This is a genomic window from Aeromicrobium fastidiosum (assembly GCF_017876595.1).
GTDB classification, from domain to species: domain Bacteria; phylum Actinomycetota; class Actinomycetes; order Propionibacteriales; family Nocardioidaceae; genus Aeromicrobium; species Aeromicrobium fastidiosum.
Genome location: NZ_JAGIOG010000001.1, coordinates 273,538 through 290,832 on the forward strand (window position 1 = coordinate 273,538; position 17,295 = coordinate 290,832).

The following is a 17,295-nucleotide window of genomic DNA, read 5'->3' on the forward strand; positions in this document are numbered from 1 at the left end:
ATCATCTTGACCTGGTTCGAGCGGGCCATGGCCGCTGGTCGACAGCCCGGCCCGCGCGAGGTCATCCTGCCCAGGACGTCGGGGATGCGTGAGACGGTTGACCGGGTCCGGACATCTGAGAGGTAGGGACCCCCACCGCCCGGAGACCCGCACCCCACAGATCGGAGCCGCTGGTGAGCCTGACCGCGACCCTCGACGACGTCCCCGACGATGACGAGGAGGCCGACCGCGCCCTGCTCGACCGCGCCGCCCGCGGTGACCGCGTCGCCTTCGGGTGCCTCTACGACCGGCACGTGCGACCCGTCTACTGGCAGGCCTACAGCGTCCTGAAGGACGACCGCGAGGCCGAGGACGCGACCCAGGACGTCTTCGTCACGACCTGGAAGAAGATCCGGACGATCACGGTCGTCGACGAGTCGGTGCTGCCGTGGCTGCTCGTCACGGCCCGCTACACGGCACTGAACGCCCGCCGCAGCCGGCAACGTCGGCGCACGCAGGCCGAGATCGACGACCTGCTGCCCGCCCGTTCCGCCGTCGAGGACGAGGTCGAGGCGGGATTGATCCGCGCCGAGATCGACAAGGCCGTCGGGGCCCTCTCCCCCGTCGACCAGCAGCTGTACGAGCTGTGCGTCGCGGGCGACCACACCTACGAGATGGCAGCGCGCGAGCTGGGCGTGAGCCACGCCGTCGTCCGCAACCGACTCTCGCGCCTGCGCACCCGCCTCCGCGCCGACCTGCGATCCCTCAAGGAGATCTCATGAGCACCCCGACGCTCCACGACGACCGCGTCGAGAAGATGCGGATGTCGGTCATGCACCGTGTCGACCTCGACGTCACGCGTCGCGGTCGACGCGCCCGCACCGCCCTCGGTCTGTCGGTCGCCGGCGTGCTGGTCGTGGGCCTCGGCGGCTACGCCGTCAGCAGCATCGGCGGCACCAGCACGAGCGAGGTCAGCGCCACCTCCGACCGGTCCGACAGCTCCGCTGGCGGCAAGGCCGCTGCACCGGAGGCACAGCTCGATGCACAGAACGGCGCCGCCAACCTCAAGCAGAGCGAGACCGCTGCGAAGCAGGAGGCACCCGCCGCAGACCGCCAGGTCATCACGACCGGCTCGGCCAGCGTGACGGTCAGCCGTCCCCGCACGACGGTGCAGCAGCTCAGCACGTGGATAGAGTCGATCGGCGGACGGGTCGACGACCGGTCCGAGAGCGGCACGGGCGACGACGCATCCGCGTCCGTCACGGTCCGCGTGCCCAGCACCCGGGTCACGGCGACACTCGACCGCCTCGCAACGTACGGACGGGTCGACGACGCCTCTCTGCAGAACACCGACGTCACGGCCCAGACCGTCGACCTCGACGCCCGCGTCGACGCACTGCAGGTCTCGATCGACCGCCTCACCGCGATCCTGGCCGGGGCGACGTCGAGCAAGGACGTCATCGCGGCCGAGCGGGCGCTCACCGATCGCCAGGAGCAGCTCGAGAGCCTGCAGGCCCAGCGCAAGGACCTGGCCGACCAGGTCTCGCTGTCGACACTGACCATCACCTTCGCCCAGAAGCCGACCGCGAGCTCGGTGGAGCCCGGCGGGTTCGCGGGCGGCCTGCGCGACGGCTGGAACGGGCTGGTGTCGACGGTCAACGCCGTCGTCGAGGTCGCCGGGGTGCTGCTGCCCTGGGCCCTGGTCGTCGCCGGCGTCCTGCTCGTGGTGCGGCTCGTCACGCGCCGCCGTGGCTCGAGCTGAACGTCAGGACGGCTCCGGGGCGCGGCGCTCGAGCAGGATGGTGTCGCGCCACGCGCCGGCGAGCTGCGCGATGCGCTCGCGGCGTCCCACCTCTCTGAACCCCGCCGCGCGGTGGATGGTGAGGCTGGCCCGGTTCTCCGAGAAGATCGAGGTCTGGAGCGTCCAGAGGCCGCCCTCGTCGGCGGCGGCGACCTGGTGCCGCACGAGGGCTGCACCGATGCCCCGTCCACCGTGCTGCGCGTCGACGTAGACGGACGTCTCGCCGACCCCTCGATAGCACTCCCGGCGCGAGGTGGGGCTGACCGCTGCCCATCCGGCCACGGCACCGTCGATCGTGGCGACCCATCTCTGGCCGGGCAGCCACTGGGCGTCCAGGACGGCGGCCGGCGGAACCTCGGTCTCGAAGGTGGCGTTCTTGGTGGCGATGCCGTCGGCGTAGATGCGGCGCACGTCGTCCCAGTCGGCGGCGGCCAGGGCACGGATCGTCGTGGGCGGCACGACGTCAGGCCGTTCTCGGCGCGTACATGATGACCGCGACGCCGATGAGGCAGATGAGGGCACCGGCGATGTCGTACCGGTCTGGGTCGTAGCCGTCGACCACCTTGCCCCAGGCGAGTGATCCTGCGACGAAGATTCCTCCGTAGGCGGCGAGAATGCGTCCGAAGTTCGCGTCAGGTTGCAAGGTGGCGACGAATCCGTAGATGCCGAGGGCGATGATGCCTCCGCCGATCCAGAGCCAGCCCCGGTGTTCTCGGACGCCTTGCCAGACGAGCCAGGCGCCGCCGATCTCGGCGAGCGCTGCTGCGATGAAGAGCGCCGTGGAGCGCAGGATGTCCATGTGGATGATCCTGTCAGCCGCCGGCGATGTTCCTGATCTGTACCCGGCCCCCAGGCCTACTGCGCGGCGGGGGTGCGCAGGATGTCGGCGAGGTTGTCGAGGGCACCGGGGACGAGGGCGTAGAACGACCAGGTGCCGCGCTTGGAGCGGGTCAGGAGCCCGGCGTCGACCAGGACTTTGAGGTGGTGCGACACGGTGCCCTGCGAGAGGTTGACCGGCTCGGTGAGGTCGCAGACGCACGCCTCCGCGCCGTCGTGTGCGGCGACCAGCGAGAGGAGGCGCAGGCGCGTCGGCTCGCCGATGGCCTTGAACTTCAAGGCCAGGTTTGCCGCATCCTGGGCACTCATGGCGTCGCGCACGATGGGGGCGCAACAGAGGTCCGAGCCGAGGTCGAGGACGGGAAGCACGGTGGTCATGCACTCATCATGCCCCATTCATTGACATTCGTCGATGCATTGCTACGGTTGCTCCATCGACGACCGTCGATGAATGTGAACGCGTGGTGACCACGCACCGAGGAGCCCTGTGAGCGACACCCTGGACGCGACCGCCGACGGCGGGGCAGACGAGGCCGTCGTCGCCCGTTTGTCACGTCTCGACCGCTTCCTGCCGGTCTGGATCGTGGTCGCCATGATCGCCGGCCTGGTCCTGGGCCGCACGTGGTCCGACCTGACCGACGCCCTCGACTCGTTCACCGTCGGGTCCGTCTCCGTGCCGATCGCCATCGGCCTGCTCGTGATGATGTACCCCGTCCTGGCGAAGGTCCGCTACAGCGAGACCGCCCGTGTCACCGGCGACCGACGTCTCCTCGGTGCCTCCTTGGTCATGAACTGGCTCATCGGCCCCGCGCTGATGTTCGCGCTGGCCTGGCTGCTGCTGCCCGACCTTCCCGAGTACCGCACCGGCCTGATCATCGTCGGCCTCGCCCGGTGCATCGCCATGGTGCTGATCTGGAACGATCTCGCCTGCGGCGACCGCGAGGCCGCCGCCGTGCTGGTGGCGATCAACTCGGTCTTCCAGGTCTTCGCGTTCGCCGCGCTGGGCTGGTTCTACCTCCAGACACTCCCCGGCTGGCTCGGCCTGTCGACCACGAGCGCGGACTTCTCGGTGTGGGCGATCACCGCCAGCGTCCTGGTGTTCCTCGGCGTCCCCCTGGTCGCCGGGTTCGCCACCCGCCAGATCGGCGAGCGCACCAAGGGCCGCGACTGGTACGAGAGCGTCTTCCTCCCCCGCCTCGGCCCGTGGGCCCTGTACGGGCTGCTGTTCACGATCGTGCTGCTGTTCGCCCTCCAGGGCGACGCCATCACGAGCAACCCCTGGGACGTCGTGCGCATCGCCGTCCCGCTGCTGGCCTACTTCGCGATCACCTTCACCCTCGGCATGGTCATGGGCCACGGGCTCGGCCTCGGGTACGCCAAGAGCGCCACCCTCGCGTTCACTGCCGCAGGCAACAACTTCGAGCTGGCCATCGCCGTGGCGATCGGCACCTTCGGCATCACCTCCGGCCAGGCGCTGGCCGGTGTCGTCGGCCCGCTCATCGAGGTCCCCGTGCTGGTCGGCCTCGTCTACGTGTCCCTGTGGGCGCGCAGATTCTTCCCCGCCTCCGAAGGAGTCATCTCGTGACCAAGCCCACCGTCCTGTTCGTGTGCGTCCACAACGCCGGCCGCTCCCAGATGGCCGCCGGGTTCCTGCGGGAGCTGTCCGGCGGGACCATCGACGTCCTCTCGGCCGGGTCGATGCCCGGCCACCAGATCAACCCCGTCGCGGTCAAGGCGATGGACGAGGTCGGCATCGACATCGCGGGCGAGCAGCCCAAGAAGCTGTCCACCGAGGCCGTGCAGGCGTCCGACGTCGTCATCACGATGGGCTGTGGCGACGAGTGCCCGTACTTTCCCGGCAAGCGCTACGAGGACTGGGACCTGACCGACCCGGCAGGGCAGGGCATCGAGACCGTCCGCGAGGTGCGCGACGAGATTCGCACCCGCATCGAGGACCTCGTTGCATCCCTGTCCCCCGCCGCCGCGACCGAGGGCTGAGACCCGCCATGACTGACACGACCGAGCTGCCCGTGGTGGTCATCGGGGCCGGACCGTCGGGCCTGGCTGCTGCCGCGAACCTGCACCGGCGGGGCATCCCGGCTCTCGTCCTCGAGGCCGGGGACGTAGCCGGTGCGGCCGTCCGCGAGTGGGCGCACATCCGCCTGTTCTCGCCCTGGTCGGAGCTGGTCGACCCCGAAGCAGCGAAGGTGCTCGCCGACGCCGGCTGGGAGGTGCCCAACCCGAAGCGCTACCCCACCGGCGGCAACTGGGCCGCCGACTACCTCCAGCCGCTGGCCGACGCCCTCGGCACCGTGAGGTTCGGCCACACCGTCACCGGCGTCGCGAAGTGCGGACGAGACCTCGTGGTCGACTCCGGCCGCGAGGACGCGGCCTTCACGCTTCACGTCACCTCCGCCGAGGGCGACCGGCACATCGCCGCCCGCGCCGTCATCGACGCATCCGGAACCTGGTCAGGACCCAATCCCCTCGGCGGCGACGGCCTCCCCGCGGCCGGCGAGAACGCGCACGCCGACCGGATCGTCCACCGCGTGCCCGACCTGACCGACGCGGCGACCGCTGCTCGCTATGCAGGCAAGCACGTCGCGATCGCCGGCACCGGAGCATCCGCCAAGACCGCGCTCATCACGTTCACGAACCTGGCGCGGGAGCACCGCGGCACCCGGATCAGTTGGCTCGTGCGTCGACCCACCATCGGGACGGCATTCGGTGGCGGCCAGGACGACGAGCTGTCCGAGCGAGGCGCTCTGGGCGACCATGCCAAGGCCGCGGTCACCGGCGGTCCGACCACGACGTTCACAGGATTCCGGACCGCCGGGATCGAAGCGCACGGCGAGAATCGCCTGCGACTGACGTCCTTCGACGGGCAGACGCTCGACGACGTGGACGAGGTCGTGGTGCTGACCGGCTTCCGCCCCGACCTCGGATTCCTGTCCGAGGTGCGCCTCGACCTCGACCCTGTCCTGCAGGCCCCGCGCACGCTGGCACCCCTGATCGACCCGAACGTGCACTCCTGCGGGACGGTCTACCCACACGGTGCCGCCGAGCTCGCCCAGCCCGAGCACGGCTTCTACCTGGTCGGGATGAAGAGCTACGGCCGCGCCACGTCGTTCCTCGCACTCACCGGTTTCGAGCAGGTGCGCTCCGTCGTCGCCGAGATCGCCGGCGACCACGCAGCAGCCGCACGCGTCGACCTCGCACTGCCCGAGTCGGGGGTCTGTGGCGGCTCAGGGGACTTCGACGAGCCCGAGGCCGCTGCCGGCGGCTGCTGCGGTCCGGCCGATCAGACGGCGGTCATCCCGGTGCCGTGACGCCAGGACCTGGACATGGCCCGGAGACGAGACGACGCCCAGGCCATCTCTGACCTGAGCGTCGATCCTCACCGCTGTCGCGGCTACATCTGCTGGTGGAGCATAGGAGATTCGAACTCCTGACCTCTTCGATGCGAACGAAGCGCGCTACCAACTGCGCCAATGCCCCAGGTGCCCTCGCGAACGAGCGCTCCGCAACTTTATCAGGCGGCCGACTCGGCTCAGTCGCCGACTGCGCGGCGGTGCTCGGTCGCGTCGCCCGACCGCTGCGGCAGCTCGACGTCCTCGCCCTCGATGTGCCCCGACGTCCAGGTGTGGGGCTGCGAGAAGTCGATCGTGCGCACGGTGCGGCCGGCGCGCGGCTTGGTGACGTAGGTGGGCAGCGTGACCGGGAGCGGGTCCCACAGCGCCTCGCCTGCCGTCGACACCGACGGGACGGCGATGACGATCTTGTCGTCGAGCGCATCGGCCTCGAGCGGAACGTCTTCCATCTCGTGCTTGCGGCCCGGGTCGATGTCCTCGAACTGCCCGGACACGATGACGGTGTCCTCCTCCACCGCGGCCGACGAGCCGGCTGTGCGCTGGGTCTTGGGCCGCGCAACGACGGCCGTGGCCTTCGCGAGGTCGATCTTGGGCAGCCGGCCGTGCGGCAGGCGCAGGCGGCGGCCCTTCGCGGACGACGGACGCTGACGGGCCAGGCCTCGCTCGCTGCGCACCTGCACCCGGCACGCCACGAGCCACGCGACCACCAGTGCGACGGGCGCCGCGAGCCAGACCGGCGAGATGACGCCGAAGCCGGCGACCCCGCCGACGACGGCCGTGACGAGTAGCAGGGACAGCAACGTGCGGCGACGGCGCTTGGCGGCCAGGCGTGAGGCCGGACGATCGGCGGTGCGCGCCGGACGCGACGTGGCACGAGGCGCAGCGGTCGTCTTCGTGGGAGCGGGGGCCGTCTCGGCCACCTCGACCTGCGGGCGGGCCGGCCGGCGGATGACCCGGCTGAGCGATCCGGTGGTCTCGACCGAGGCATTCTTGCTGGCCTCGTCGTAGCGGCGCAGGGCGAGCGGAATGAAGTACGCCGCCCACACGACCACGACGAACGCGATGATCAGACCACTACTGGAACCCACGATCAAAACCGTAGGGCGTCCGGATGCACGAACCGCGCACGCGCGGCCGTGTGTCGCCTGAGAACTTGCGTGACGGGTGGGACTCAGCCGTGGTCGAGCCGGGCGAGCAGCCCGTCCGGCACGTCCTCGGCCAGCACCTGGAAGACCCGGTGGTCCTGCCACGTCCCCGCGATGTGCAGGAACCCCTTGGCGAGCCCCACCTCGCTGAACCCGAGCTTGGCGACGACTCGCAGGCTCGCGGCGTTCTCGGGACGGATCGCGATCTCGATGCGGTGCAGGCCCACCGTCGTGAGCAGGTGGTCGCACACCAGCGCGACCGCGGTGGGGGTGACGCCGCGCCCCGCATGGGTCTGCGAGACCCAGTAGCCGAGATTGGCCCACCGGGCCGATCCCCAGGTGATGCCGTTGACGGTCAGCATGCCGACCACCTCGTCGTCCCACGTGACCGCGAACGGCATGGTCTGGCCGAGGCGTGCGCGCCGCCGCAGCGTCCCGATCATGCCGACGTACGAGGTCGCGGCCTGACCGGCCTCGCGCGGGAGCGTCGCCTCCCACGGTCCGAGCCATGCCGCGTTGTCGGCGCGCAGCCGAGCCCACGTGCGGGCGTCACGCCGCCGCAGCGGACGCACCCCGATCGACCCGTGCCGGAGGGTGACCGGCCAGCCGGGGCTCACGACGCCGAGCTCGGGTGGTCGCCACCACGCAGCTGGTCGACGGCGTGGGGCAGGACGTCGGCCAGCACTCCCAGCCCGTCCTTGACCCCGCCACGCGAGCCGGGCAGGTTGACCACGAGCGTCGTGCCGGCCACGCCGGCGAGCCCGCGTGACAGCACGGCCGTGCGGACGCCGTTGGCGACTCCTGCGGCCCGCAGCGCCTCGGCGACCCCGGGCAGCTCACGGTCAAGGTGCGGCCGGGTGGCCTCGGGCGTGCGGTCGGTCGGGTTGATGCCCGTGCCGCCGGTGGTCAGCACGGCGGCGACGCCGTCGGACAGCGCCTCGCCGATCGCGACGCCCACGGGGTCGCCGTCGTGCACGACGACGGCGTCGTCCACCTCGAAGCCCCAGGACCGCAGCGCGTCGACGATCAACGGGCCGGTCTCGTCGGCGTACACGCCGTCGGCGGCACGGTTGGACGCCACGATGACCGCGGCACGCAAGGACGTGGACGTGTCCATCAGCGGTGCCAGTCGCCGCTCTTGCCGCCCGACTTGGCGACGACCTCGATGTCGGTGATGCGGGCCAGCTTGTCGACCGCCTTGACCATGTCGACGACCGTGAGGGCCGCGACGCTGACGGCGGTCAACGCCTCCATCTCGACCCCGGTGCGATCGGCCGTGCGCACCGTCGCCTCGATCGCGACGGCGTCGTCGGCGACGACCAGGTCGACCTCGACGCCACCGATCGCCAGCGGGTGGCACAACGGGATCAGGTCGGGGGTGCGCTTGGTGGCCATGATGCCGGCGATGCGGGCGACCGCGATGGCATCGCCCTTCGGGACGCCCTCACCGCGCAGCAGGGCGATGACCTCGGCGCTGACCTCGACCCGTCCGCGGGCCGTCGCGGTGCGCGCGGTGACGGTCTTGGCCGTGACGTCGACCATGCGGGCCGCGCCCGTCTCGTCGACGTGGGTGAGACGGTCGGCCACTAGAACGGCCTGTCGAGCACGAGCGTGCGGACCGTGTCGCCGAGATTGAGGGCCGTCTGGTCCTCCCCCACGATGATCAGGGCGTTGGCCTGCGCCAGCGTGCCGACCATGTGCGAGCCGGCACCCGTCAGCGGCGTCACCTTGGCACCTCGGTGGGTGACCTCGAAGACCCCGCGGACGTACTGGCGCACTCCGGGTCGCGACTGCAGGTCGGCCGCGAGGACGGCGTGCACCATGGGACGCCGATAGGGCGTGCGGCCCATCATGCGGCGGATCGCCGGCAGGACGAACACCTCGAACGACACATAGGCCGAGACGGCGTTGCCGGGCAGCGTGATGATGGGCGTCTGCTCGTCGAACACCTTGCCGAAGCCCTGGGGCTTGCCCGGCTGCATCGCGACCTCGTTGAACTCGACGGTGCCGAGCGCCGAGAGGGTCTGCTTGACGACGTCGTGGTCGCCCTTGCTGATGCCGCCGCTCGTGACGACGAGATCGGCTCGCACGAGCTGCTCGGACAGCACCTTCTGGAAGGTGCGCGGGTTGTCGTCGACGGCACCGACGCGGTAGCAGATCGCACCGGCCTCGCGGACGGCCGCGGCGAGCATGTAGCTGTTGCCGTCGTTGATCGAGTCGTAGTCGAGGTGGGTGCCCGGCTCGCGCAGCTCGCTGCCGGTCGAGATCACCACGACGCGCGGACGCGGACGAGCCTTGACGCGCGGAGCGCCCAGCGCAGCCAGGAGGCCGATCTCGCGGGGTCCGAGGACCGTGCCCTCGGCGAGCACGGTGTCGCCCGTCGTGACGTCATCGCCCTTGGGGCGGATGCGCTGGCCCTTCTCGGTCGACGCGAAGATCTGCACCCGGGCGTTGCCGCGGTCGGTCTGCTCGTACGGCACGACCGCGTCGGCGCCCCGCGGGATGGGGGCGCCCGTCATGATCTTGACCGCCGTGCCGGCGCTGATCGCGAACGGCCGGGCCGAGCCGGCCTGGATCTCGCCGACGACCGGCAGCGTGACGGGACGTTCGCGCGACGCGGAGGCGACGTCCTCGGCGCGCACGGCGTAGCCGTCCATCGCGGAGTTGTCGAACAGTGGGAGATCCATGGGGGCCACGAACGACTCGTGCAGCGGCAGACCCAGCGACTCGACGAGCGGCTGGTCGTAGGCGGCGAGCGGGCCGATGCCGCGCAGGATCTTCTCGAGGTGGTCCTCGACCGTCAACATGCCGTCGGGGATGCTGGCCGCGCGGAGTCGGGTCTGACCCGAGGGAGCTGCGGCGGGCGGGGTGCGGGGGGCCTCGACAGGCTCAGCCGGCGGGGTCGGCGGGGTCGGCGGGGTGCGGGGGGCCTCGACAGGCTCAGCCGGCGGGGTCGGCGAGGTGCGGGGGGCCTCGACACGCTCAGCCGGCGGGGCATGGGGCGCGACGGGGGCGGTGTGCTCCTCGTCGGCAGCGGTGCTGCGAGAGCTCTCGACGGGAGCGTCGGGACCGATCGGCAGCATGTCCTGCTCCGACCCGCGGCCGTCTTCTCCTGTCGACATGTCGATCAGCCTAACGTCGACCCCTCGGCCACGCTGCCGGCCTCGCCCGTGTCGTCGAGCGTGACGTCGCCGCGGACGACCACGTCGCGCCCGAACCGCCAGTCGCCCTCGACCGTCAACGACCGGGCCTCGACCAGCGAGGGCGGCTCCGGCAGGCGGGCATCGAAGTCGGAGATCGTCGTGAAGTACCGGCGGTCGAGGTCGACCAGCGGCACCGGCCGCGCCTGGGCCCGCACCCGGAAGTCGTCGCCGACCTCGTAGACGTCGGACCGCAGCAGCAGCAGGTCGTTGGTCGTCTTGACCGGCAGGAATCGCGACCGGTCGACCTCGATCGCCGTCGCCCCGTCGAACACCTCGACCGCGGCACCCATCGCCGACTCGATCTGGACGACCGGTGTGGACGTCGGATTGGTCGGGTCGACGGTCTTGGCGTTGCGGATCAACGGCAGCCCCAGCACACCGTCACGCTCCTCGAGCGTCCGCTTGACGACGCGCAGGTCGAACCACAGGTTGTTGGTGTGGAAGTAGCGGTGCCGCTCGGGATCGGCCGCGGCCGCCGCATCGGCCTCGGGCGTCTGTGCCGTCTCGCGCAGCACGAGTCGTCCATCGCTCCTGCGCACCACGATGTGGCCGCCCTTGACGTCGGCGGGCGTGCGGCGGCACACCTCGGCCGCGTAGGGCGCGCCCGATGCGGCGAACCAGCCCATCATCCGGGCATCGGGGGCCGCGCCCAGGTTGTCGGCGTTGGAGACCGTCGCGTAGCGGTAGCCGGCGTCGAGGAGCGCGTCGAGGATGCCCGACACCTCGAGCGCCGTGTAGAGATCGCCGTGACCCGGCGGGCACCACTCGAGCGACGGGTCGGCCGGCCACTCGACCGGTGTCAGGTCGTCGGCGCGCAGCTTGGGCTCGCGGTTCTGCAGGAAGTCGATCGGCAGGCCCTCGACGGCCAGGTCGTCGTACTTCGCCAAGGCGGCGAGCGTGTCGTCGCGCGTGCGGAAGCTGTTCATGAACAGCAGCGGCAGCGGGACGCCCAGCTGCTCGCGCAGTGACAGCACCTGGCCGGCGATGACGTCGAGGAAGGTGCGGTCGGGCCGCACGGGCAGCAGGGTCTTGGCGCGGTCGAGGCCCATCGAGGTGCCGAGTCCGCCGTTGAGCTTGATGACCGCCGTGACGGACGCGGCCTCGCGGCACTGGTCGTCACTGAGCTCGATGTCGTCGGCGTGGTCGATGTCGACGAGCGGGTCGACGTCCGACTCGGGGATCATGCCCGTCGCTCCCTGCTCGAGCTGGGCATAGAACGACGAGAACACGTCGATCGCGCGCTGCGGCACACCGCCGTCGTGCATCCGCTGCTGTGCCTGCGACAGACCGTCCACGAATCCTCCCTCAGTGCTCGGGGCCACAGGCTATCGTCAGCCCGTGACGAAGGCACGGGGACGCGAAGAGCTGCTCGCCCGCCGTCGCGCGCAGTCGCCCGCCGAGCGTGCCGAGTCCGCCCACGCCATCGCGATGCACGCGCTGGCCGTGCCGCTGGTCGGCCGGGCGCGCCGCGTCGCGTGCTACCTGTCGATGGACTCCGAGCCCGGCACCGGACCGCTGATCGCCGCGCTCCACGAGCGGGGCGTCGAGGTCGTCGTGCCGATCAGCCTGCCCGACCACAGCCTCGACTGGGTCGTGCACGAGCCTGCCGCGCCGGTCGTCGTGACGGGCCTCGGCATCCCCGAGCCCGAAGGGCCCCGCCTCGGCGCGGACGCCCTGCGGACGTGCTCGGTCGTGATCGTCCCGGCGCTGGCGGTCGACCACGCGGGCCACCGCCTGGGGCGGGGTGCCGGCTACTACGACCGGGCGCTCGCGGACGTCACTGTCCCACTGTGCGCGCTCGTGTTCGCCCACGAGCTGCTGCCCGAGGTGCCGCACGAGCCCCACGACGTGCCGGTGCAGATGGCCGTGACGCCCTCGGGGCTGTTCCGCGTGCCGTCCTGAGCGGTGCCGAACTGCCTTCTCGACAGGCGCAAGGGGCGGCGGGACAGGCTCAAGGGGCGAGCGAGCAGGCTCAGGAGGCGGCGGGGCTGAGGGTCAGCGTGTCGTCGGTGGCCTCGTCGACGGCCTTGGTGCCGAACGCCCAGGGCAGGGTCTGCCCCTTGCGCCACAGCTCCTGCTGGTCGACGTAGTGCGGGTGGAACGCGTGGCCCGAGCTGCCCGTGAGCTGGATCCACCGTGACCGGTCGAGGTCGTCGAGATCGACCACCATGCGCATCGACGGCACCGCGGTGACCGCGTAGCCCTCGCGGGCGTCCCAGCTGGTGGCGTCGACGATGCCGTTGCCGCCGGCGACCTTGTACGGTCCACGGTTGAACAGGCGGTCGACGAGCCCCACCCCGGAGTCGCCGAGCGTCGGGTTGACCAGCTCGAGGCGGTGCATCTTGCCCCAGCGCCAGTCGCTCGGGTTGCGCGACTGGATGCGGGTGAGCTCGTCGCGCGCGTCGCGCATCGCGTCGGCCAGCACCTGGTCGCGGGTCTCGCGGATGCCCGGCGTCGTGACGTCGTCCCACCAGTGGTTGCCCGGACGGTCGAGGATCGAGTCGACGAGCGAGAACCACCGCTCACCGCCGTCGGGCCACTGGTCCTTCGGCAGCTCGTCGTGGAACGTGCGGGCCAGCAGGTGGCGCCACACCGAGTTGAAGTAGGCGGCACCCGGCGAGTCGGCGTCCTGCATGAAGTCCCACTTCGCGAGCGTCGCCTGGCCCTGCTCGTAGTAGTCGGTGTCGAGCGGGATCTTGAGCAGCTCGGGCACCAGCCGGGCGGCGTTGGCGTTGTAGGTGTCGTTCTGGAACCGCGACATGTCGTCGACCGTGAGGCCCTGGCCCGACGACCGGGTGCGGCCCGAGACGAGGTCGCGGATGCGCTCCGAGCGGTAGCCCGCGGCGGTGTCGGCGCCCAGCAGCACGGGGTACTGGTCGCCGATGACCTTGTTGTTGGCCGTGACGATGAAGCCCTCGTCGGGGTTGAGCACCGAGGGCAGCTGGTCGAACGGCACCGATCCCGACCACTCGTAGGCTGGGTCCCAGCCGGGCACGGGCCACCGACCGTCGCCCGTCGTGCGCACGGGGATGACGCCCGGCGCCTGGTAGCCGATGTTGCCGTCGACGTCGGCGTAGACCAGGTTCTGCGACGGCACCGTGAACAGCTTCGCGGCGGCCCTGAAGTCGGTCCAGCTCTGCGCCCGTCCGAGGGCGAACACGGCCTTGATCGTGGGCTTGGGGTCGAGCGCGGTCCACCGCAGGGCCACCTCGTACGAGCCCTGTGCGGTCGTCTTCTGCGCCGCCGCACCGACGGCGGCGGCCTCGTCGTCGAGGTCGGACAGGATCGGCCCGTGCCGGGTCGAGCGCACCGTGATGGTCTCGGGCTCGCCGCCGGCTACCTCGAAGGTCTCCTCGCGGGTCTCGAGCGGCACCTGCTGCCCGTCGTACTCGTACGTGTCGCCCGTGACCCGCTCGAGGTACAGGTCGGCGACGTCGGCGTACATCGTCGTGACGCCCCACGCGACCTTGGCGGTGTGGCCCACGACGACACCCGGGAGCCCCGAGAACGAGAAGCCGGCCACGTCGTAGGGGCACGCCTCGCTGACGGTGCGGCAGTGCAGGCCGACCTGGTACCAGATGCCGGGCATCGACGGCGCGAGGTGCGGGTCGTTGGCCAGGATCGGCTTGCCCGTCGCGGTCTTGTCGCCGCCGACGACCCACGAGTTGGAGCCGATGCCGTCGCCCGTTCCCAGCAGGGCCGGCAACGCCGCGGCACCGTCCTTCGCCGATCGCAGGGAGGCGACGGCCGCACGGGCCAGGCCCGCATCGGTCGGAGTCTTCTCGGCGACGAACGCCCCGTCCTGCACCGTCCCGGTGTCGCCGACGATCGTCGCGTGGTCCTCGGGGTAGGCGGGGTAGAGCTCCTCGACCTGGTCGACCGTGAGCTTCTGGGTCGACAGCACGCGGTCGATCTCGTCGGTCATGTTGCTGCGCAGGTCCCACGCCATCGCCTTGATCCACGCGAGGGAGTCGACCGCCGTCCAGCGCTCCGGCGTGTAGGCCGGACCCGTCAGCCCCAGCACGGCGTACTCGAGCGACAGCTGCGACGCCGACCGTCCGTCGATGTACGAGTTGACCCCGCGGGCGTAGGCGTTGACGAGGCGCAGGGTGTCGTCGTCGAGGAGCGCGAGCTCCTGCTCCGCGACCCGCCGCCAGCCCAGGGTGCGGACGTACTTGTCGGTCTCGAGCGCCGCGTCGCCGACGAGCTCGGCGAGCCGGCCCGCCGTCACGTGGCGACGGAAGTCCATCTCGTAGAACCGGTCCTGGGCGTGCACGTAGCCCTGGGCCAGGAAGAGGTCCTCGGGGGTGTCGGCGTAGATCTGCGGGATGCCCTTGCCGTCGCGCTTGACCGTCACCTCGCCGTCGAGGGCGGCGATCCGCACCTCGCCCGTGGTGTCGGGGAACGACCGCCGCACCGTGATGAACGAGAAGACCGCGAGGCCGACGATCACGAGGGCGAGCAGACCAGCGATGACCATCCCGATGCGACGCACCGAGCCATTCTCACCCACGCACGGCCGTCGGGCGACATCGCCGCCGGGGAGTCTGCCGGCGACTCAGCCAGCGCTGCGGATCTCGCCGACGAGCTCCTCGAGGACGTCCTCGAGCATGATGACGCCCAGCACCGCGCCCGATGCGTCGGCGACCCGTGCCATGTGCGAGCCACGAGCCTGCATCGTGCGCAGCGCCTCGTAGAGGCCCGAACCGGCCGCGACGGTCGCCAGGGGGCGCACCCACTTGTCGGCGATCGTCTCGCGCCGCGAGGCCTCGTCGGTCTCGAGGACGTCCTTGATGTGCAGGTAGCCCGCCAGGTCGCCCGAGGCGTCGGTGACCGGGAACCTCGAGAATCCCGTCTCGGCACACGCCTGCTCGACGTCGACCGGTGTGGCCGACGGGGTGATCGTGACGAGCCCGTCGCGCGGCAGCAGGACCCGGTCGACCGTGCCGTCGGAGAAGTCGAGCGCGCCCGACACGAGCCCGTACTCGTTCTCGTCGAGCAGGCCCTCGCGGCGCGACTCCTCGACCAGTCCGGCGACCTCGTCGTGCGTGTAGGTCGACGACACCTCGTCGACCGGCTGCACGCGGAACAGCCTCACGACGAGGTTGGCGGTGCCGTTGAGCAGCAGGACGAAGGGCTTGAGCACGAGCACGACGCCGAGCATGAACGGCCCCAGCACCAGCGCCGCCCGGTCGGGCCCGACGAGCGCGAGGTTCTTGGGCACCATCTCGCCGAGGACGACATGGGCGCCGACCACCAATGTCATCGCGATGACGAACGAGATGGGGTGCACGAGACCCTCCGGCACCGCGACGGCCTCGAACGCCGGCTCCATGAGGTGGGCGATGGCCGGCTCGCCGACGGCACCGAGGCCCAGCGAGCAGATCGTGATGCCGAGCTGGGCCGCGGCCATGACCTGCGTGATGCTCTCGATCGCCCGCATCGCCATGCGCGCCGGTCGTGACCCCGCCGCGATCCGCGGCTCGAGCTGCGTGCGGCGGGCCGAGATGAGCGCGAACTCGGACGCCACGAACAACGCGTTGAGCGCCAGCAGCACAACCGTCAGGAGCACCCCGTACCAGTCACTCATGGGAGCCCTCCCCCACGACCGTGACGGCGTCGACCGTCAGCGAGACCCGGTCGATGCGGCGACCCTCCATGCGGTCGACGGTCAGCGCCACGACGAGCGGCTCCGCGGAGTCGTCGTCATCTCCGCCGGCCCCGCGGTCGAGCTCGAGCGTCACGACGTCGCCGCGCACCGCGATGCGTCCCAGCTCGGCATGGACGAGGCCCGCGATGGTCTCGTAGTTCTCGCTCTCCGGCAGCGCGACGCCGGTCTGCTCCTCGACCTCGTCGGGCCGTAGCAGGCCCGAGAGCGACCAGGTGCCGTCGCGCCGGTGCCGACTGCGCGCTGAGAGCCGGTCGTGCTCGTCGGCGATGTCGCCCACGATCTCCTCGACGAGGTCCTCGAGCGTCACGACGCCGTCGGTGCCGCCATACTCGTCGACCACGATCGCCATCTGCATGCCCTGGTCGCGCAGCACCAGCAGCAGCGGGTCGAGCTCGATGCTGTCGGGCACCGTCGTCGCCGGATCGATCAGCTCGGTGACCCGCACGCTCCGTCGGCGGTCGACGGGCACGCCGACAGCGCGCTTGACGTGCACGATGCCGAGGACGTCGTCGGGCGTGCGACCGATGACCGGGAACCGCGAGTGCCCCGTCTGCCGGGCGGCCTCGATGACGTCGAGGGCCGTGCTGCGTCCCTCCAGGAAGTGCACCCGCACGCGGGGGGTGCGGACGTCGGCGGCGGTGCGGTCGCCGAAGGCGATGCTGCGCGCCACGAGATCGGCGGTCTCGTCGTCGATGGCCCCCTCGACGGCCGAGCGGAGCACCAGCGACCGCAGCTCGACCGGCGATCGCGCCGACCGCAGCTCCTCCTGGGGCTCGACGCCCAGCATGCGCAGGATCGAGTTGGCCATGCCGTTGAGCAGGCGGATCGGCCATGCCATGGCGCGGGTGAAGATCCGCTGCGGCAGCTGCGTCAACGCCGCGGTGCGCTGGGGCAACGCGAGGGCGAAGTTCTTGGGCACGAGCTCGCCGACCAGCATCGTGACGACGGTGCTGACGACCAAGGCGATGCCGTAGGCGACCCCTCGCACGGCCCCGCCCTCGAGGCCCGCCGACGACAGGGGGTCGCGCAGCAGGTTGCCGATCGCCGGCTCGGCGAGGTAGCCGATCGCGAGGTTGGTGATCGTGATGCCGAGCTGCGCGCCGCTGAGCTGCGTCGACAGCGACCGCAGGGCGATCAGCGTGCCCTGGGCACCTTTGTCACCGGCCGCGGCGTCACGCTCGATCGTGGCCCGGTCGACCGTGACGAACGAGAACTCGGCGGCGACGAAGACCCCGCACGCGAGCATCAGGAGCAGTGACGTGGCCAGCAGCAGCCATTCGGTCATCGA

At 71.2% G+C, this 17,295-nt stretch carries 18 protein-coding genes and 1 tRNA gene; 6 read left to right on the top strand and 13 right to left on the bottom strand.

The genetic code is table 11. The features are described from left to right. Positions 1–173 precede the first annotated feature (173 nt). Together JOF40_RS01365 and JOF40_RS01370 are read left to right on the top strand one after the other, a co-directional pair. Complete coding sequence (locus JOF40_RS01365) at positions 174–761, top strand: RNA polymerase sigma factor (protein ID WP_246152645.1); 588 nt, start codon at positions 174–176, stop codon at positions 759–761. Then, a complete protein-coding gene (locus tag JOF40_RS01370) occupies positions 758–1,741 on the top strand; it encodes a DUF4349 domain-containing protein (protein WP_129179406.1) in 984 nt (327 codons plus the stop codon). Before JOF40_RS01365 ends, JOF40_RS01370 begins: the two co-directional genes overlap by 4 nt. 3 nt (positions 1,742–1,744) lie before the next feature. Here JOF40_RS01370 and JOF40_RS01375 read toward each other — a convergent pair whose 3' ends face one another. Genes JOF40_RS01375 through JOF40_RS01385 form a run of 3 tightly spaced genes read right to left on the bottom strand, consistent with a single transcriptional unit; the run spans position 1,745 to position 2,995 of the window. Next, positions 1,745–2,239: a GNAT family N-acetyltransferase gene (locus JOF40_RS01375; protein ID WP_246152647.1), complete on the bottom strand. Its 495-nt coding sequence runs from the start codon at positions 2,237–2,239 to the stop codon at positions 1,745–1,747. 4 nt (positions 2,240–2,243) lie between these two features. Continuing rightward, positions 2,244–2,579 carry a YnfA family protein gene (locus JOF40_RS01380; RefSeq protein WP_129179411.1) on the bottom strand — a complete coding sequence of 112 codons (336 nt, stop codon included), beginning with the start codon at positions 2,577–2,579 and terminating at the stop codon, positions 2,244–2,246. A gap of 56 nt (positions 2,580–2,635) precedes the next feature. Then, a complete protein-coding gene (locus JOF40_RS01385) occupies positions 2,636–2,995 on the bottom strand; it encodes an ArsR/SmtB family transcription factor (RefSeq protein ID WP_129179413.1) in 360 nt (119 codons plus the stop codon). A gap of 109 nt (positions 2,996–3,104) precedes the next feature. On the opposite strand from JOF40_RS01385, the gene arsB reads away from it, so the two are divergent. Genes arsB through JOF40_RS01400 form a run of 3 tightly spaced genes read left to right on the top strand, consistent with a single transcriptional unit; the run spans position 3,105 to position 5,946 of the window. Beyond that, on the top strand, positions 3,105–4,202 hold the full coding sequence (gene arsB, locus JOF40_RS01390) for an ACR3 family arsenite efflux transporter (protein ID WP_129179415.1): 1,098 nt from the start codon (positions 3,105–3,107) through the stop codon (positions 4,200–4,202). Then, complete coding sequence (locus JOF40_RS01395; RefSeq protein ID WP_129179417.1) at positions 4,199–4,615, top strand: arsenate reductase ArsC; 417 nt, start codon at positions 4,199–4,201, stop codon at positions 4,613–4,615. Before arsB ends, JOF40_RS01395 begins: the two co-directional genes overlap by 4 nt. Positions 4,616–4,623: 8 nt before the next feature. Next, positions 4,624–5,946, top strand: coding sequence for an NAD(P)-binding domain-containing protein (locus JOF40_RS01400; protein WP_129179419.1), 1,323 nt, complete (start codon positions 4,624–4,626; stop codon positions 5,944–5,946). A gap of 93 nt (positions 5,947–6,039) precedes the next feature. On the opposite strand, the gene JOF40_RS01405 is transcribed toward JOF40_RS01400, so the two are convergent. The 7 genes from JOF40_RS01405 to JOF40_RS01435 form a co-directional block, all read right to left on the bottom strand. Further along, a tRNA-Ala gene (locus JOF40_RS01405) sits at positions 6,040–6,115 on the bottom strand. Positions 6,116–6,167: 52 nt separating this feature from the next. Next, positions 6,168–7,076 (bottom strand): divisome protein SepX/GlpR, encoded by a 909-nt coding sequence (sepX, locus tag JOF40_RS01410; protein ID WP_129179421.1) that lies wholly within the window; start codon positions 7,074–7,076, stop codon positions 6,168–6,170. A gap of 83 nt (positions 7,077–7,159) precedes the next feature. Beyond that, complete coding sequence (locus JOF40_RS01415) at positions 7,160–7,750, bottom strand: GNAT family N-acetyltransferase (protein WP_129179423.1); 591 nt, start codon at positions 7,748–7,750, stop codon at positions 7,160–7,162. Further along, positions 7,747–8,250, bottom strand: coding sequence for a MogA/MoaB family molybdenum cofactor biosynthesis protein (locus tag JOF40_RS01420; protein ID WP_129179425.1), 504 nt, complete (start codon positions 8,248–8,250; stop codon positions 7,747–7,749). The genes JOF40_RS01415 and JOF40_RS01420 overlap by 4 nt, the downstream gene beginning before the upstream one ends. Continuing rightward, entirely contained in the window at positions 8,250–8,720 is a 471-nt protein-coding gene (gene moaC / locus JOF40_RS01425; protein WP_209674316.1) for a cyclic pyranopterin monophosphate synthase MoaC, read from the bottom strand. Before moaC ends, JOF40_RS01420 begins: the two co-directional genes overlap by 1 nt. Continuing rightward, entirely contained in the window at positions 8,720–10,255 is a 1,536-nt protein-coding gene (gene glp / locus JOF40_RS01430) for a molybdotransferase-like divisome protein Glp (RefSeq protein ID WP_307800751.1), read from the bottom strand. The genes moaC and glp overlap by 1 nt, the downstream gene beginning before the upstream one ends. A gap of 5 nt (positions 10,256–10,260) precedes the next feature. Continuing rightward, positions 10,261–11,601 carry a UTP--glucose-1-phosphate uridylyltransferase gene (locus tag JOF40_RS01435; protein ID WP_129181794.1) on the bottom strand — a complete coding sequence of 447 codons (1,341 nt, stop codon included), beginning with the start codon at positions 11,599–11,601 and terminating at the stop codon, positions 10,261–10,263. A 73-nt stretch (positions 11,602–11,674) separates the two neighbouring features. On the opposite strand from JOF40_RS01435, the gene JOF40_RS01440 reads away from it, so the two are divergent. Further along, positions 11,675–12,238, top strand: a complete 564-nt coding sequence (locus JOF40_RS01440; protein ID WP_129179427.1) for a 5-formyltetrahydrofolate cyclo-ligase — start codon at positions 11,675–11,677, stop codon at positions 12,236–12,238. A gap of 70 nt (positions 12,239–12,308) precedes the next feature. Here the strand turns inward: JOF40_RS01440 and JOF40_RS01445 are convergent, their stop codons facing one another. From JOF40_RS01445 to JOF40_RS01455, 3 genes are all read right to left on the bottom strand, one after another. Beyond that, entirely contained in the window at positions 12,309–14,831 is a 2,523-nt protein-coding gene (locus tag JOF40_RS01445; RefSeq protein ID WP_246152650.1) for a penicillin acylase family protein, read from the bottom strand. 63 nt (positions 14,832–14,894) lie between these two features. After that, on the bottom strand, positions 14,895–15,926 hold the full coding sequence (locus JOF40_RS01450) for a hemolysin family protein (RefSeq protein ID WP_129179429.1): 1,032 nt from the start codon (positions 15,924–15,926) through the stop codon (positions 14,895–14,897). Further along, positions 15,919–17,292, bottom strand: a complete 1,374-nt coding sequence (locus JOF40_RS01455) for a hemolysin family protein (RefSeq protein WP_129179431.1) — start codon at positions 17,290–17,292, stop codon at positions 15,919–15,921. The genes JOF40_RS01450 and JOF40_RS01455 overlap by 8 nt, the downstream gene beginning before the upstream one ends. Between the last annotated feature and the right edge of the window lie 3 nt (positions 17,293–17,295).